Annotated in this window: 10 protein-coding genes; 2 read left to right on the forward strand and 8 right to left on the reverse strand. The window is 73.5% G+C overall.

All coding sequences use genetic code 11. The features are described from left to right. Positions 1 to 10: 10 nt before the first annotated feature. Positions 11 to 1,087: an NAD(P)-binding domain-containing protein gene (locus J2X68_RS08970; RefSeq protein ID WP_310431929.1), complete on the reverse strand. Its 1,077-nt coding sequence runs from the start codon at positions 1,085 to 1,087 to the stop codon at positions 11 to 13. 88 nt (positions 1,088 to 1,175) lie between these two features. Between J2X68_RS08970 and J2X68_RS08975 the strand changes: the two genes are divergently transcribed. Next, entirely contained in the window at positions 1,176 to 1,598 is a 423-nt protein-coding gene (locus J2X68_RS08975; protein WP_310431930.1) for a secondary thiamine-phosphate synthase enzyme YjbQ, read from the forward strand. 114 nt (positions 1,599 to 1,712) lie between these two features. Here the strand turns inward: J2X68_RS08975 and J2X68_RS08980 are convergent, their stop codons facing one another. The 6 genes from J2X68_RS08980 to J2X68_RS09005 all read right to left on the reverse strand — a co-directional run bounded on the left by J2X68_RS08980 (position 1,713) and on the right by J2X68_RS09005 (position 11,728). Continuing rightward, positions 1,713 to 7,634, reverse strand: coding sequence for an Hsp70 family protein (locus J2X68_RS08980; RefSeq protein WP_310431931.1), 5,922 nt, complete (start codon positions 7,632 to 7,634; stop codon positions 1,713 to 1,715). Between the two features lie 238 nt (positions 7,635 to 7,872). Continuing rightward, positions 7,873 to 8,289: a universal stress protein gene (locus J2X68_RS08985; protein ID WP_310431932.1), complete on the reverse strand. Its 417-nt coding sequence runs from the start codon at positions 8,287 to 8,289 to the stop codon at positions 7,873 to 7,875. A gap of 1 nt (position 8,290) precedes the next feature. Next, the gene (locus J2X68_RS08990) at positions 8,291 to 9,793 is read right to left on the reverse strand and encodes an APC family permease (RefSeq protein WP_310431933.1); all 1,503 of its coding nucleotides are present in this window, start codon (positions 9,791 to 9,793) and stop codon (positions 8,291 to 8,293) included. A 172-nt stretch (positions 9,794 to 9,965) separates the two neighbouring features. Then, positions 9,966 to 10,181, reverse strand: coding sequence for a DUF4177 domain-containing protein (locus J2X68_RS08995; RefSeq protein WP_310431934.1), 216 nt, complete (start codon positions 10,179 to 10,181; stop codon positions 9,966 to 9,968). A 99-nt stretch (positions 10,182 to 10,280) separates the two neighbouring features. Then, positions 10,281 to 11,021, reverse strand: a complete 741-nt coding sequence (locus tag J2X68_RS09000) for a class I SAM-dependent methyltransferase (RefSeq protein WP_310431935.1) — start codon at positions 11,019 to 11,021, stop codon at positions 10,281 to 10,283. 59 nt (positions 11,022 to 11,080) lie between these two features. After that, on the reverse strand, positions 11,081 to 11,728 hold the full coding sequence (locus J2X68_RS09005) for a response regulator transcription factor (RefSeq protein WP_310431936.1): 648 nt from the start codon (positions 11,726 to 11,728) through the stop codon (positions 11,081 to 11,083). Between the two features lie 390 nt (positions 11,729 to 12,118). Between J2X68_RS09005 and J2X68_RS09010 the strand changes: the two genes are divergently transcribed. Continuing rightward, on the forward strand, positions 12,119 to 13,057 hold the full coding sequence (locus J2X68_RS09010; RefSeq protein ID WP_310431937.1) for a hypothetical protein: 939 nt from the start codon (positions 12,119 to 12,121) through the stop codon (positions 13,055 to 13,057). A gap of 151 nt (positions 13,058 to 13,208) precedes the next feature. Here the strand turns inward: J2X68_RS09010 and J2X68_RS09015 are convergent, their stop codons facing one another. Next, complete coding sequence (locus J2X68_RS09015) at positions 13,209 to 16,334, reverse strand: AAA family ATPase (protein ID WP_310431938.1); 3,126 nt, start codon at positions 16,332 to 16,334, stop codon at positions 13,209 to 13,211. Positions 16,335 to 16,365 lie beyond the last annotated feature (31 nt).

Raw genomic sequence — 16,365 nt, forward strand, 5'->3', positions numbered from 1 at the left:
GGGCGCGGCGTCAGGCCGCGACCGGTTCCCCCGCGAGGAGGCGTCCGATGTCCCGTACGGCCGCGCGGCCGGCCCGGTTGGCGCCGATGGTGCTGGCCGACGGCCCGTAGCCGACGAGATGGATGCGCGGATCGGCGAGGACGCGCGTGCCCTCGACCCGGATACCGCCGCCCGGCTCACGCAGGCGCAGCGGCGCGAGATGGCCGACGGCGGCCCGGAAGCCGGTCGCCCACAGGATGACATCGGCGTCGACCCGGCGTCCGTCGTCCCACTCCACGCCGTCCGGAGTGATCCGGTCGAACATGGGCAGCCGGTCGAGCACCCCGTCGGCGAGTCCCTGCCGGACGGCGTCGTTGAGCGGCAGCCCCGTCACGGAGACCACGCTCTTCGGCGGAAGCCCCTGCCGCACCCGCTCCGCCACGAGCGCGACGGCGGCGCGGCCCGCGTCCTCGTCGAAAGGCCCCTCCCGGAAGACGGGGGGCCGTCGCGTCACCCACGTGGTCCGCGCCGCGTACGGGGCGATCTCCAGCAGGTGCTGGGTGCCGGACGCGCCGCCGCCCACCACGACCACCCGCGACCCGGCGAACGCCTCGGGACCCGGATACCCCGCGGTGTGCAGCTGCCGGCCGCGGAAGGTCTCCTGCCCCGGGCAACGGGGCCAGAACGGCCGGTCCCAGGTGCCGGTGGCGTTGATCAGGGCCCGGGTGGACCACGTGCCGTCGGAGGACTCGACGAGCAGCCGCCCGCCCGCGCCCTCCCGCACCGCCCGCACATCGACCGGCCGCCGCACGCGCAGGTCGAAGGCACGCTCGTAGGCGTCGAAGTACTCGGCGACGACCTCGGACGACGGCCGGGCGGGGTCAGCGCCCGTCAGCTCCATGCCGGGCAGCGCGTGCATACCGTGCACCTTGCCGTACGTCAGCGAGGGCCACCGGAACTGCCAGGCGCCCCCGGCGGCGGGCGCGTGGTCGAGCACCACGAAGTCGCGCTCCGGCTCGAGACCGGTGCGCCTCAGGTGGTAGGCGGCCGCCAGGCCCGCCTGGCCGGCGCCGATGACGACCACCTCGACCTCACGCACGTCGTTCACGCCGGTGCCAACCAGGAGGGCGGCGTGGATCTTCCCGTCGGGGCTGTGAGATGGGGTACGGACCCGGCGCATGGGTCAGGATGGAGGTATGTCAGACGCGTTCACCACCCGAGTTCTGCACATCTCCTCAGGCTCCCGGGAGAGGGTCGTCGACCTCACCGGGGACTGCGAGACGTTCCTGCGTGAGGTGGCCGCCGGTCGCGGCGGCCTGCTGAACGTCTTCGTCCCGCACGCCACGGCCGGGATCGCGATCATCGAGACGGGCGCCGGCAGCGACGACGACCTCCTGGCCGCCCTGCACACTCTCCTGCCCGCCGACGACCGCTGGCAGCACCGGCACGGCAGCCCCGGCCACGGCCGCGACCACGTCCTCCCGGCCCTGGTCCCGCCGCACGCGACCCTGCCGGTCGTGGACGGAAGGCTGGAGCTGGGGACCTGGCAGTCGGTGTGCCTGGTGGACACGAACAAGGACAACGCGGAGCGGAAGGTCCGGTTGTCGTTCCTCGGCTGAGGCCGGACGCGACGACCGCGACCGCGCTGTCCGGCGGCCGCCAGGAACCGCACGCGGCCCCGCCCGCGGACTCGTGCGGGAGCGGCGCCCCGGGAGACGCCGCTCATGATCGCGTCACCGGCCTGAGCGGTACCGGTGAAAGCCCGCCCGGGCCAGCAGAGGAGCCAGCGCGTCGGCGCTCACGGCGAAACCGTCGCGAGCGCTCGGGGCGTGGTCACCGGCGCAGAGCAGGGCGATGACCTCGCCGAGGCCGTTGAGGAGCGGCGCCCCGACCTGGGTGGGCGACGGCCGCAGGCTCGTCCTGATGAGGCGCAGATGTCGTTCCGGGACGTTCTCCAGGCCGTTGACGGTCGACGACGTGAGCTCCGCGGCCCGATCGGCGGTATGCGCGGCGGGGGCCGGGCTCCAGACGGATTCGCCGAGTCGGGTGAGCGCGGGGTGGCCGATACGCAGGGGAGCGCCCGGGACGGCGGCGCCCAGTCGCAGGACCGCTACGAGGGCGGACTCAGGACCGTGCGGGAAGACGTCGTCGACCCGGGACGCGAAGCCCTCGCCGTACACCGCGATGCGATCCGGGGGTGCCGGGTGCTGCCAGATGGTCGCGACCAACCGGTCGCTGACGAGGAAACCGGTGCGCACGGTCCGGATCCCCTCGGCGTCCCGGGTGAGGACGCGCACGAGGGCGGAGAGGACGGCCCGCGGAAACTCCTCCGGGCGCGTCGGCGGCACGGGGCGGACGGACAGGCGGTCGGCATGACCGAGGAGAGCCGTGCGGTAGCGGTCGGCGCGGGTGCGGACGTCACCGGTCTCGGCGATGCAGTGCAGCAGGCGCTCCACGTCGTCGCTCTGGTCGAGGCGTAGGGAGAGTCCCTCGAGGACGGACAGCGCCCCGGAGAGGTCACCCTCCGCGTGGCGGTCCCGGAACCGGGTGAGAAGCGTCTGCCGGCTCACCGCCGAGCGGATGAGTTCGGCGTTCCAGGCGCTCACCGTGGCCGTCTGGGCGGCGAGTTCGCGGAGGGTGTGCGCTGTCCCGGAGCAGAGATCGCCGGCCTGTGTCACCGCCGCGGCGGTGATGTCGCCGCTCCGGAGAGTGCCGAGAAGGGAACGGGCGGCCGTCACCTGCCGCCGCAGCCGGTCGCGGGTCGCGGCGCAGTCCAGCTCCGCCGACGCGGCCTCGGCATGCATCGTGGCGAGCGAGTGCTGCGTGGGTGCGTCCAGCAGTTCCGGCGGAGTGCGGAAGGTCGCCAGGCGGTGCCGGAACTCCCGCCACTCGGCGGTGCTGTCGTCCGCCTCGGCGGCCGTGACCAGCTCGTCGAGCCGGTCGCAGACCTCGTCGCGGTCCCGGCGGAGCCGCTCGCGGGCCGCCCGCTGCCGGAGGCGGTCGGTCATCTCGGCGACCTGCTCGGGGGTGAGCAGCGTGGAGTCGTGCACCTGGATCGACCGGCTGTTGCCGGTGTCGAGATCACGCGCGGTGACGTGGAGCCCGCCTCCGGCGTCCAGCTCGAAGGACACCTCGATCCGGGGTGTGCCCGCGGGAGCGGGCTCGATCCCGTCGAGCAGGAAGTCACCGATCGCGGTGTCCGCGCTGACCACACCGCTGAAGATCTTGACCCAGACGCTGGTCTGGTCGTCCCTGCGGGTGGTGAAGATCTTCGAGTGCCTGGTCGGGATCGTGGTGTTGGGTTCGATCAGGATGGTGAACTCGTCCTCGCCGTTCGGCCCCTGCGTCTTGATCCCCAGGGCGAACGGCGTGATGTCGACGATCACGGCGCCGTCCAGCTTCTCGTCGCGTTGGGCGGCCACCAGGGCGGCTCCGCACGACACGGCGGCGCGCGGGTCTCCGGGGCCGGTCCGGGGCCGGCCGAAGGCCTGCTCGAACAGCTCGCTCACGAGCGGGGACAGGACGGGGCCGCCGATGAGGACGAGACGATCCGGCTTCCCGGGGAGGTCGCCGCGGGCTTGGTCGCAGAACCGGCGCAGCGCGGCCAGGGGTTCGGCCACGATCTGGGCGAGCTCTGCCCGGGTCAGCGACACGCGGACGTCCTGGCCGTCGATGAAGCCCGGAAGGAGGTAATCGGCCTTCTGGCCCATCGAGAGAGCGATCTTGATCTCCTCGGCGGCCACCTCCAGCCGCCGGCGTGCCGCGGAGGTCGGAGGCACCCGCAGGCCCCGGCTCTCGATCTGCTGGGCGAGGGCCTGCCTGATCAGCGGGTCGAAGTCCCGGCTCCCGCAGAAGTTGTCCCCGAAGACCCGCTCGACCCGGTAGATCCCGTCACCGACGTCCAGATGGCTGATGTCGAGGGTGCCGGCCCCGAGGTCGACGACGACCACCGAGTCCTGCAGTTGCCCCTTCCGCTCGAAGTTCGCCGCGACGCAGGCGGCGGTGGGCTCGTGGATCATCCGGACCAGGTCGACACCGGCGATCCTGCAGGCATCACGCGTGGCGCTGCGGGCCTTGCTGGGGAAGTGCGCCGGGATGGTGACGACCACCCGGGGCCGGGACAGGAGGTAACTGTGCTGCTGCTCGGCCAGGTTGAGCCACTCCTGCGGCACATGGTGCAGCACGGCCCGGGCCTGTTCGGCGACCCGTTCCCGCACCCGGGCGGCGAGGAACTGCTCCACGATCTGGCGGGCCTGACGCACGAGGTGAGCGGCGACCTCTTCCGGCCGGTAGCGGCCTTCGTAGGCCCGGTAGGTGACGGCCGTGCCCATGGCGCGCTTCGTGTCGCGGATGAGGGCCATGGCCCGGCCGGCCTGGATCTGCTCCATCGTCAGGCCGACCAGCTCGTTGCCGTCCTTGTCCACGCACAGCGTCGAGGGAAACTGCTCCCGGCCCTTCCAGTCACATGCGACGGGCCTGCGGTCGACCGTGTCGTAGATGGCCGCCGCGCACTGCGAGGTGCCCAGGTCCAGTCCCCAGATGTTCGCGAACCGCTCGTCGATCTCCCGGCGGGCCCGGGCGATCCAGGCGGGCACCTGCTGCTCGAACTCCTTGCGCGCGAGGCTGTCGAGCAGGTCGAGCGTGTCGCGGACCCGGGCGGCCGTCTTCGGCGTCAGGCCGTACCCGTCGACCGTGTCGTTCGGCCGACCAGCCAGATCGCGCAGTTCGGCAACGGCCCGGGTGCCGGACCCCTTGCGGTGCACCGCGGCCAGACAGAGCCCGGCCAGGGTCTCGAGTTCGCCGGTGGCCCGGAGCCAGGTGGCGAGCCGGGAGTCCTCCACGGCGTCGTCGCCCAGTTTCCGGCGCAGGCAGCGGATGGCGCCGCCCAGGTCCTTCTCCGCCAGCAGGAGGGTGATGGCGTCCTCCCAGTCGCCCGCCTCCTCGCGGATCTGGGCGGCACGGGGCAGATCGCCCGCGGCGGTCAGCGCGGCAGCACGGGCCTTGAGCCCCCTGCCCGTGAGGTCACCGTGCAGGACGCGGTCGGCCTCGTCGTACCGCCCCGCCCGGCGGTACAGCTCATGGGCCCGGTACGGCGTGCCCGCGGCCTCGGCCTGCGCCGCGGCCGCCACCAGTTCTCCGGCGGCTTCCTCGAAATCGCACCACTCGGTGTGGAGGCCGGGCCGGTCGTGCCCGGCCTCATCGCGCAACCGCGCCTCGAAGGCGCCGCGACCCTCCTTCAGCACGGCGTCACGGCGCCGCGCGACATCCTCCCGGCAGGCCGCGACCGCGGGCGCCGAGTCCCTCACCCGCCACAGGGCTTCCGTCAGTTGCCGCGTCCGCCGCGCCGCCTCGGCGTAGGCGCGTCGCGCGACCAGGTCTCCGAGGAGAGGCACACAGGCGTCGACCAGCGCGAGCAGACGGTCGGGCCGGTCGTCCGGGCATCCGGCGAGCGCCTCGAAAGGCCGGCCCAGCAGCTCATGGCACCGGCCGGCCGGCTCCAGCAGGCCCGCGTCCTGGTAGTGCGGAAGCGCCTCGCGGTAGCGCCCCGCGGCGAACAGGAGGTCACCGAGGCGCTCGTGCAGGATGCGCGCCGCCTTGCCGTCGCGCAGCGCACGCGCCGTACGAAGACCTTCGCGGAGGTCCCGGAGGACGCCCTTCGACCGCAGGCAGCAGTCGAGAGCCTGCCGCTGCTGCTCGGGGGTGACGGCGAGGGAGGCCGCGTCCGCTCCCCGGCCGAGGAGCAGATGGACGGTGAACATCCGGGGCAGGAGGGGCTCCGGCAGCTCGTCGAGAAAGCTTCGCCACACCTGCGCGTGACGTTCCAGCGGCACGCGGCCGGCGTGCTGCTGGAGCGCCCAGACCCAGCCGTCGCCCTCCAGGAGGGCCAGTTCCCGCCACCGGTCGAAGTGCCGGACCAGCAGCCGCGGGTCATGGCTGCGGGCGAGGTGCCCGATCGAGAGGTCCCTCGCCAGGCGTTGCAGGCCGGACAGCCGCAGCCGGCCCGCCAGTTCGAACACCACGGTCAGCGCGTCGCGGTCCCCGCGGGCGGCGACGGCGGTCAGCCATGCCTCGTCCTGCGGCCGGAAGGCGAGTGCCCAGGAGGTGTCGGGGACGCGCCGGTCGTACAGCTCGAACAGCTCGAGCGCCTTCCCGGGCGCCAGGCGGAGCGCCAGCCGGAGCGCTCGGCGGTAGTACCGTGCGGCCCGGTCGAGTTCCGTGCCGCTCAGCAGGGAGAACGCCAGCGTGGCGCCGACGCGGTCGACGGCCCGGCGCAGCCGCCGCCGGCCGCCTCCCCTGAGTCCGTCCGCGAGTACGGCTGTGCCCCGGACCAGCAGGCCGTGTCCTCGGCCGGGAACGGCCATCGGAGCTCGCGCAGGCGCGGCGACGGGACCTTCCGGGGCCGGTATCGGCGTCAGGGCCTGCCCCGGGAAGCCAGGGAACTCGGGCAGCGGGCCGTCTCCCGGAGCCGGAGCGGACGGTGCCCCGCCGTCGAACCAGGCGAGCTTCATGGTGGGCGCCCCGGCCTCGGCCTCCCTGACCCCCGCCAGAAGCGCCTCGCGTGCCTCGTCCACCGGCAGGTCGCGCAGGTCGACCGGCTTCACCAGGCCCAGCACGGAGGGCGGCTCCTCGGCGTCCGTCCGCACCGGGATCACCTTGCGGAACAGTCCCTCCGCGTCGGCCTGCATGGCGGCCTGCCATTCCCGCTGTCCGAAGGCCGAGCGCAGATACCTGCCCGACATGACGGCCAGGATCCGGTCGGCACGCGCCACTCCGTCCCAGAGCGGGAACGCCCGGTAGGCGCTTTCCGTGCCGGGGCACTCCCTGAGCAGCACCCGGCACCCCTCGCCCTCGGCCTTGCGCAGTTCCCAGGCGGCCCACTCCGCCCACGAGCGGTCCTGTGCCACGTAGGAGACGCAGTAGTCCCACCGGTCCAGCTCGTCGGCGAGCACCCGCAGCACGGACATCGCCGCCTGTGCCGCGGAGCGCGCGGCCGTCCGCTGGCCACCCGTCGCGTCGGACGCGTTCTTGCTCCCGTCGGCCCGGTCGCTGATCCCACGGATGACGAGGGCGGGGCGTCCGCCGCCGAGGTGGGCCGCGCGGGCGACTCCGGCGCCCTCCATCTCGATGGCCACGGCGTCGTTGTACTTCTCGTTCAGCCACTGCCGCAGTGAGGTACGGGCGGTGTCGAGGACCACATCGCCCGCGGCGACCGGCTTGAAGTGGCAGGTTCCCGAACGGGGACGCAGCGCTGTCCGGGCGGCCTGCAGCAGTTCGTGGTCCGCCTCCCAGCTCTCGGGCCGGGCCAACAGCCCGTCCTCGGTCTGCCGGGCGCCCTGATAGGCGTGCACGCGGGTGGCGACGACGACATGACCCGGCAGTACGTCGGGCTTGAGGCTGCCGGCGATCCCGGCGAACAGCACCGCGCGTGGCCGGAACATGTGGGCGGCCCGTTCGGCGATGACCGCGGCGTTCTCGTTGCCGGGACCGACCTCGGCGATGACGATCCGCCAGGGCGTGCCTCTGAGGAAACCCTCCTCGAAACGGGTGCCGCTGTCGTGTTTGAACGTCCGGACGGAGAGGAGCTCGGCCTTCACCGCCTCGTACTCCACCGGAAGGGCGGTGAGGATGACGATGAGGGCGTTGTTCTTCGGCATCGACTCGCATTCGAACGAGCGGACAAGGGGAGCGAGTTGCCACGATAGAGTGACTATTCACATCAAGTGCGCTGTTCATGCGAAACTCACTGCACTCTGCACAAGGGGAACGCGTCATTCACGGCCGCCCCGACGTCCCACTGGTGCGGGCGCGGCTCCGGAGCATGCACACCGTGATCCCGCGCCCGCCCGTGAGCGGGGACGTTCCGGATCGGCGGTCACCGTGCCGCGCCCCGGCTCACTGCTCGGTCGGGACGCAGAGGACCGGGACGGGGGACAGGTGCAGGAGTTTGTGGGGGGTCGAGCCGAGGAGGGCGCCGCGCATCGGGCTCTCGCCCCAGCTGCCCACCACGATGAACCTCGCGTCGTGGCGTGACACGGCGTCGAGCAGCGCCTGCGCCGGCTTCTGGTCGATGATCTCGACGGTCGTGGGCACGCCCGCCGCCTCGGCCGCCGTGACGGCGTGTTCGAGGGCGACGCGTCCGGCCTCGCGGACGGCTTCGTGGTGGGCCCGGTACTCCTCGCCCCTCGCCCCCGGGGCCGCCGCGCCGTAGACCAGCACGAGGCGTTCGCCGAACGCGGCCGCCGTCTGGATCGCGATGCGCAGGGCGCGTACCGCGCCGGGAGAGTCGTCGTACCCGAGGACGATCGCCATCTCAGGACTCCTTGCCGGAAACACCGTGGACGAGATCGGGGTCGGCCACGCCCGCGCGTTCCGACCAGAAGGCGGCCGACCTCAGCCGCCACAGCACCATGAGCACCACACCGGTGAGGGCGATGCCGACCCCGATGACGAGCGGCGGGCCGACCCCGAGCCATGACGCGCCCGTGTAGGAGTTGGCGGGGTCGGACATGTCGGAGACCGATTCCACGAGGAGCCACGCCAGCAGCCCGGCGCCGACGAGCGGGCCGAGGCCGATGAGCAGGAAGTGCCGCACGCTCTCCGTCAGATGGCGGCGGTAGTAGACGGCGCAGGCCACACCGGTGAGGGCGTAGTAGAAGGCGATCAGCAGCGACAGCGCGGTGAGCGAGTCGAACAGGGCGTTGGTGCTGATCTGGTTCAGGACGAGGTACCAGGCGATGGCGATGGCGGCGACCCACCAGGTGCTCACGTCGGGCGTGCGGAACCGCGGATGGATGTGGGCGAAGTGCGCGGGCAGCGCCCGACGGCGGGCCATCGACAGCGCCGTGCGGGACGCCGGGATGATCGTCGTCTGCGTCGAGGCCAGCGCGGAGGTCGAGACCGCCAGCAGCACGACCCAGTCCCAGCCGCCCATCACCTTGCCGGCGAGCAGGGCGAAGATGAACTCCTCCTCGTCGGCGTTCTCGGCCAGGAAGGCGGTTCCGGCGTAGGCGACGACGGCGAAACCCACCGACACGTAGGTCACCAGCAGGATGACGGTCGACCAGACGCCCGCCTTGCCGGGGGCCGTCGCGGAGTCCTCGACCTCCTCGGTGAGGTTGACCGCGGACTCCCAGCCCCAGTAGATGAACACACCGAGCAGCAGGGCCCCGGTCAGCGTCGCTCCGCCGGCGCCGAAGGGGTTGAGCCACCCGACCGCCGGTTTCACGGAGTCGAAGGTGCTGGTGCCCGCGTAGACGCGGTAGAGCGCCACGACGACGAAGGCGAGCAGACAGACGACCTGCGCGAGGATGAGGACGTTCTGCACCTTGGCGGACACCTCGGTGCCGACGACGCACACGGCGGTCATCACGAGGATGAGCAGCACCGCGAGCAGTTGGCGCAGGAAGTCGTTGTCGACCCAGCTGTCGAGGCCGAAGGCGAGGAGCGCGAAACTCACCGAGACGTCCGCCAGCGACCCGACGACCAGCACCCCGGTCATGGTGATGGCCCAGCCGCCCAGCCAGCCGGCCCACGGCCCCATGGCCCGGGTGACCCAGGAGAAGGTGGTGCCGCAGTCCTGGTCGACCTTGTTGAGGTAGTAGAACGCCGACGCGATCAGCAGCATCGGCACGAAGGAGGCGACCAGCACGCCGGGGGCGTAGATGCCCACGAGCGCCACGATCGGGCCGATGACCGCCGCCAGCGAGTACGCCGGTGAGGTGGCGTTGAGCCCGATGACGAGGGCGTCGACGAATCCGATCGCGTTGGCCTTCAACCCGTCGGGTGGACGTGTGTCGGTGGTCCGGTCCGCCATGTTCCCTCGCTCCGGTTGTACGTGAAGCCATACAACAGGGAGGTTCACGACTTTTCGTGTCATTGAGGGCTCGTCGGCGAGAGGTGTCATCGCCTGACGGCCGGGGACGCCCGGGCCGGCGCCGCTCCACGGACTTCCGCGGAGCGGCGCCGGCGGGCAGGACCGCAGGGGGTCAGCGGCGCGGGCGCTCCAGCGTGAGGAGCAGGCCCTCGACCGCACCGGGCCCGATCCGGCCCTTGACGTCGGCGGACGTGATCGCCTTGAGCGCCCAGCCGTCCTCCGCGTGCTTGTTGAGCACCTTCTCCAGCTTGTCGCTGTCCAGCGCGTCGCCGATCAGTGACTCGCGGAAGGTGACGACCTTGTACTCGAGTGCGGGGAAATCGCTCATGACGGGGCCTCCTGGGCCTGGAACGGCAGCCGGAACGGGAGACAGCCAATCACCGGTCGGCGCCGTCGCGCACGGCGGGGGCGGGTCCGGGCGGGCGTGTCAGGCGGGCTTGCGCCAGACGGAGACGTGCTTCGTGGAGTCCTCGGTGAACGGGGCGCCGTCCCAGTCCGCGACACGCCGTTCCAGTCCGAGACCGGCGATCCGGGCCATGAGGTCGAGTTCCGCCGGCCACGCGTACCGGTGCCGGGAGCTTCCGCGGCGGTAACGGCCGTCCTCGGCGTCACGGGTGAAGTGGTGCGAGACGAGGATCTGTTCGACCAGGTCGAAGGTGTCGAAGCCGAGATGCCCCTCGGAGACGTCGAACGGCACCGCGACCTGACCGGGCGGCAGGAACCGCAACGGCGGCACCCCCAGCTCGATGACGAAGCGGCCCCCCGGCGCCAGGTGCCGTGCGGCGTTGCGGAAACACTCGACCTGCTCGTCCTGCGTGAGCAGATTGGTGATGGTGTTGTACACGAGGTACACGAGGGTGAACTCGCCCGGCACGACGGTCGTCGCCATGTCGCCGAGGACGACCGGGAGCGTGTCCTCGTCGACCTTGCGCCGCAGGACCGCCGCCATGTGCTCGGACAGCTCGACGCCCGCCACGGGCACGCCGCGTCTCCGGAGCGGGACCCCCACGCGTCCGGTGCCGATGGCGAATTCCAGGGCCCGGCCGTCGCCCGCGAGTCCGGCGAGGAAGTCGAGAGTCGGTCCGAGGACGGCGGCCGAGGACATCTCGCCCTCCTCGGCGTCGTAGCGGTCGGCGGTCGCGCGGCTCCACAGTTCGCTGCTCGTCACGGGCGCCCACTCTGCCGGGCGCGGCGGCCGCTGTCGACGCGATTTCCCGCGCCGCAGGTTCAGATCAGCCCGGCCCGGATGGCGCAGGAGACGGCGTGGGCACGGTTGCGCGTCCGCAGCCGCTTCATCGCTCCGTACAGGATGTAGCGCACCGTGCGTTCGGAATAGGAGAGCTCGATCGCGATCTCGTCGCACTGCTTTCCCTCGGCGATGAGGCGCAGCACGTCCACCTCGCGAGCGTCCAGTCTCGGCACGGCCCGGCCCCGGGAGGCCGGGCCGTGGTGTTCCGCCCGCTCGGGGTCGCACGCCGGACGGCCGGGAGGGAGCGGGGAGGGGAGGGCGCTCTCCTCGCTGCCGGCCACCGCGCGCACCGATCGGGCGAACACGTCCGGGCTGCAGAAGTCCCACCACACCACGGCGCGCACGCCCCGTCTGCGCGCGGCCGACAGGTCGGCCCGCCACTTCCTGCCCACCACCACGAGAAAGCGTGCGCCCGGCTTGTCGCACAGGCGGTGGAGCAGGTCCAGGGCGGAGGCGTCCGCCACGTCCACCGCGACCACGATCGCGTCGGCCTCCCCGATCCTGTCCTGCGGCAGTTCGCGCAGACGCGGGTCCAGCGCGACGAAGCCGGCCAGTCCGGCCCGGACCAAGGGGGCGGGCGCGTGAATCGCCACACGCACGGTCTCGCCGAGTACTCGCTGAGGCATGCGCCCCCCCAACTCACACAGGTGTTCCACGAGGTTCGGAAGGGCGATGCTGTCACCCGGGAGGGCCGGAACTCCGTGCCGAGGGCCCGAGGGCCGCCGACCGAGGGAAACCTGGCGCGAGCGGCCGGGCGTGTTCCCCCTGTACAGACCGGCAAGGTTCGCGTTCGCGCCTTCCACCGGAAGCGGATCAGGCACCACGATGGCGTGGGCCACGCGCTGATGACGCGGGAAACGCGTTTCGACGCCTCCCGCGGCTGCCCGTCGATCGGCGGCGGCGCGTTCCCCCGGGTGCGACCGGGCCCCTGGCGATGCGGCCGCGGAGTACCGCGAGCGGTGTCGCCGCAGAGCCGGTGACCAGTCCTGGCAACTTCTAGTAACAAAGGTGGCCGCATGATCGCGTCCATTGTCCTGTCCGTCGTGCTTCTTCTGGTGGCGCTGGGGGCCGCCGCCGCATGGACCCTGCGCAGACGCGGTTCCTTGCCCGGACAGGTCCGTACCGCGAGACCCGGCGACCACCGCAGGGAACTCGAGGCCGTCGCCGCGGGCCTGCGGGCCGTGGCCGAGGGACGGGCGCGCGACGCACGCGCGCTGCCCGAGGTGCACGCGGTCATCCACTCCGGTGCCCGGCTGACGCTGCTGCTCGCCGCCGCCGACGCCCCCGCGACCGCGCCCTGGACCGCGGACCTCTCGGGCAAGGAATGGTGGGTGGACGCGAAGGAGCTGACGAGTCCGGGAAGCGCGGGCGCCGAAGCCCCGCATCCCTACTCCCTGACGGTCACCCTCGGCCGCAGCCGGGGCGACAGGGTGCTCGTCGACCTCTCGCGGCTGTCCGGGGCGATCGTCCTGACGGGTGAGGACAACGATGTCCTGCGTCTCGCGCAGGCCCTCATCACCGAACTCGTCTCGGGACCGGTCGGATCGCTCGCCACCGTCGTCCTGGTCGGCTCGGCGGCCACCGCTTCGGTCACCGACGGGCTGGGCGCGCGGTCGGCCCGGCTGCGCACCGCGGTCACCCGTGACGAGGCTCTGGCCTGCCGGGACCACGTGCCGTCGGGTTCCGGCCGCCGGTCGTCGGCCCCGCACCCCTCGCAGGCGGACAGCGTCGCCCTGGTCGCCGCCAGGACGCACGCCCGCCGCCTCTTCGTGGTGACCGCCGCCCAGTACCGCGACGAGAACTGGCGGGACGCCGCCCTGCACGACACCGACGCGCTGCTGGTGCTCGGCTACATCGGCGACGCCGACTGGAACTTCCAGGTGAACGCCGACGGCTCCCTGGACACCGGCCGTCTCGGCCTGCCCGTCGACACCCACACCGCGCGCCTCTCCTGACCCGCCGCTCCACCGCCGCTGGCGACCCGCCGCTCCCGACCCGCCGGCCGGGAGCGGCCGTGCCCGGCGCGTGAGGCCCGTGACGCACGCGCCCGCCCACCCCCGCCGGATGACCGGCCGGTGTGCCGCGGCGGGCGCACGGCACCGCACGTCAGCGTCGGCCCGGCGGCGTCCCGGGGCCAGGGGCGGGGAACGAACGCCCGGCCCCGCGCCCGCCGTCCGGCACCAGACGGCGGCGGACGAGGCTGCCGTCCAGCCAGGCCGCCGCCAGCTCCACCCGGGAGCGGCAGCCGGTGCGCTGGAACAACCGCGTCAACCGCCGCTCCACGGTCTTCTCGCTCCACACGAGCCGTGCCGCGATCTGGCGGTTGGTCGCCCCGTGGCTCACCATCGCGGTCAGCTCGACGTCCTCCTCGCTCAACGCGTCCCCGGCCGGACGCGCCCTCGGCAGGACGAGGGTCCGCCGCCGCGTCATATGGCCGAGGGACGTACGGGTGGCGCGCCCGATGCCCAGTGCCCGGGCGCCGCGTGTTGCCTCGGCCAGCCATCGTTCGGAGTCGTCGCCGATCTCCGCCAGGCCCAGGTGGCAGAGCAGTTCCAGGTAGACGTCGCCCCGTCGGCGCACCGCCCGCAGAGCGGCCAGCGCGCTGTCCGTGTCCCGCCGCACCAGGCCCCGGCCGAGGAGCACCGCCTCGCGCGTCATGGGGGAGCCCACCTCCTCGTCCAGCGTCTCCAGTTCGGCCAGCGCCTGCTCCATGGCCTGCGGCACTGCCTCCAGCAGAGCGAACGACAGGTACCGCACCAGCACCTTCTCCAGGCCCGAGAGCAGACCGCTCCGCCGGGCCCGCCGCACCTCGTCGAGCGCCCCGTCCAGCGCCTCGTCCACCTGGCCCGACCAGTACCGCACCCCGAGCCTCGCCCAGCCCACGAGCGGGTGCGTCACGGTGCCGGGGATCAGCTCCAGCCATGCCCGCGCGTGCCCCAACTCCCCGCGCACGCAGTGGATGTCTGCCGCGAGCGCCCGGGCTGTCTGAGCGGGACCGGCCGTGGTGCCCCGGGTCCGGCTGCGCGCCTCGATCCGGCGCGCGGACTCCAGCGCCGAGTCCCAGTCCCCGTCCAGATACGCGCGCACCATGGCGTGACAGCGCCCGGCGGTGCTCTCTCCCGCCCCCGTGTAGCGATCCCCGAGCACGGCGGCCAGGGCGCCCGCGAGGTCCGCGTGAGCGGTCGCGTTGCGGAGCCGGTCCAGGCTCCGCGCGCCGTCGGGACCGGGCGGCAGGACGTCCGGCAGCCCGGCCCGGCCGCCCGCGGCCCCGGCCAGCAGCCGCAGTTCCGCCGCCGAGGGCAGTGGCCCGGACCCGGGCCGCCGGTCGTCGGCGTCAGGCCCGCGGTGGACCTCCGCATCCGGACGGCACGTCACCGGGCCGATCCCGTAGGCGCCGCCGAGCGCCAGGAAGCCGGCCAGGGCGGGCGCCCGTTCCCCCGGACGGCTGGCCGGCGTCCAGGTGCCGAGGTCGCCCGGCAACCGATGCTCGTGCAGAGCCGCCAGGGCCCACACCCCGGCGACGTACTCCAGCGCCGACGCTTCCGGGCGCCGGGCGTCGGCGGTGTGCTGCAGGCTCTCCTGGCCGTGCGCCGGGGCGTGCTGCGGCTCTTGCGGGTCCCGCCCAGGGGCGATGCACGTCAGCCCTCCCGGGGCGCGCGCACCGGCGTCGCGTGCCGGACCCTCCGGGTCCCGCCCCCCGGTGACCGGGGCCGAGCGGTGGCGGGCCTGCAACCCGGTGACCGGGGCCGAGCCAACCCGGTCCTCCATCCCGGTGACGCGGGCCGAGTCCTGGTCGGAGGACGGCGTGTTCAGCAGGGCGAGCAGCGGCGCGCCGAGAGCCAGCGCACCGGAGTGATCGGCGTGGCGCAGGCTCAGTTCGGCCCACTCGCGCAGCACATCGGGGGTCCGGTGGTCGTGCGGCGCCAGGCGTCGGAGCGCCCAGGAGTAGGCGCGGACCGATCGCGACCAGTCGGATCGGGCGTCCGTGCGGGCCGCCGCCAGCAGTACGTCCACCGCGAGGCCGTCGTCCAGCTCGGCGCCGGCGGCGGCCACGTGATCGGCCAGCCGGGGGTGACCGCCCCCGGCCGTCTCCGCGCCCAGCCGATCGGTCAGCGATCTGGTGATCAGGGCGTGCAGTGACGACACGGCGTGCCGGGTGGGCAGCGCACGCAGCGCCGCCGCGAGGGCCGGGACGGCGAACGCGATCCGGCGGTCCTCGTCCACGGTGAGGATCCCGTCCGCGACCAGCGGGGTCAGCGTGCGGTCGACGAGGCCGGCCCGGCGGGGTCCGCCCGGCTTCAACCGGTGCAGGTCGTCCAGCCGTATCTCGGCGTGCTCGAGATTGCGGGCCACCGCGGCCGCCGCGTCCAGGGCCGCGTCGTCCGGGGGACCGGCCGGCCAGCAGAGCCGGCCGAGTCGCGCCACGTCCGTGGTGAGCCGCAGCGCCTGTTCCGGCTCGGTCAGGCACACATGACCGTCGAGTTCCAGGAGGTCGCCGTGCTCCGCCATCGCGTCGAGCACCGACAGGACGGCCTCGGGGATGCCCGCCATCGGGCCCAACGCCCGCACCACCGCCGTCACCAGCGCCGGTTCGACCGGACGGCCGAGGCGCCGCACCACCAGGGCCTCGACACCCGCGGGGCCGAGCTGCGGCAGTGCGAGCAGCCGGTCGGCCGCCGCGCCGAGCTGCCGGGCGCCGGTGTCTCCCGGGTGTGCGGGCCGCCCGGCCATCACCACCGGCACGCCGGCCGGGCGGAAGACGCGCAGCAGCAGCCCGAGGGCGGCCGACGTCGGCGACGGCAACCGCTCGACGTCGTCGATCACCAGCGCGAAGGGAAGGTGACGGGCCGCGTCCGCGAGCACCTCGCCGAGCGTGGCCAGCAGGGTCAACTCGCCGTCCCGGCCGGTGTTCCGCAGCCGGATCCGGCGGAGCGCGCCGGTGCGGGCCGGGCTCCGGCGGTCGTGGACCTTGGCGAGCACCTGATGGATGCCGTCGGCCAGGGCGGCCGCGCCGGGCGGGTGCGCACTGTCGTCGCAGCGCAGGCGCAGGACCCTGGCGCCCTGCTCGGCCACCCCGCGCCGGGCCTGTTCCAGCACGGCGGTCTTGCCCGTACCGGCGGCGCCGACGAGCAGCAGGGTGTGCGCCGGGGCGCCGGTGGACAGGAAAGTGCCGGCCACTTCCCGGATCTCGCCGTCCCTGCCGACGACAGGCCCGCACTTCAGCACGCCCACCCCTCCTGGTCCGGTACTGCGCGTGTGAACG

The organism is Streptomyces sp. 3330, from assembly GCF_031456635.1.
In the GTDB taxonomy this organism is placed as follows: domain Bacteria; phylum Actinomycetota; class Actinomycetes; order Streptomycetales; family Streptomycetaceae; genus Streptomyces.

Coding starts and splice junctions, on each gene's coding strand:
- J2X68_RS08975 (WP_310431930.1), top strand. CDS start 1,176: ATGTCAGACGCGTTCACCACCCGAGTTCTGCACATCTCCTCAGGCTCC.
- J2X68_RS08980 (WP_310431931.1), bottom strand. CDS start 7,634: ATGCCGAAGAACAACGCCCTCATCGTCATCCTCACCGCCCTTCCGGTG.
- J2X68_RS08985 (WP_310431932.1), bottom strand. CDS start 8,289: ATGGCGATCGTCCTCGGGTACGACGACTCTCCCGGCGCGGTACGCGCC.
- J2X68_RS08990 (WP_310431933.1), bottom strand. CDS start 9,793: ATGGCGGACCGGACCACCGACACACGTCCACCCGACGGGTTGAAGGCC.
- J2X68_RS08995 (WP_310431934.1), bottom strand. CDS start 10,181: ATGAGCGATTTCCCCGCACTCGAGTACAAGGTCGTCACCTTCCGCGAG.
- J2X68_RS09005 (WP_310431936.1), bottom strand. CDS start 11,728: ATGCCTCAGCGAGTACTCGGCGAGACCGTGCGTGTGGCGATTCACGCG.
- J2X68_RS09010 (WP_310431937.1), top strand. CDS start 12,119: ATGATCGCGTCCATTGTCCTGTCCGTCGTGCTTCTTCTGGTGGCGCTG.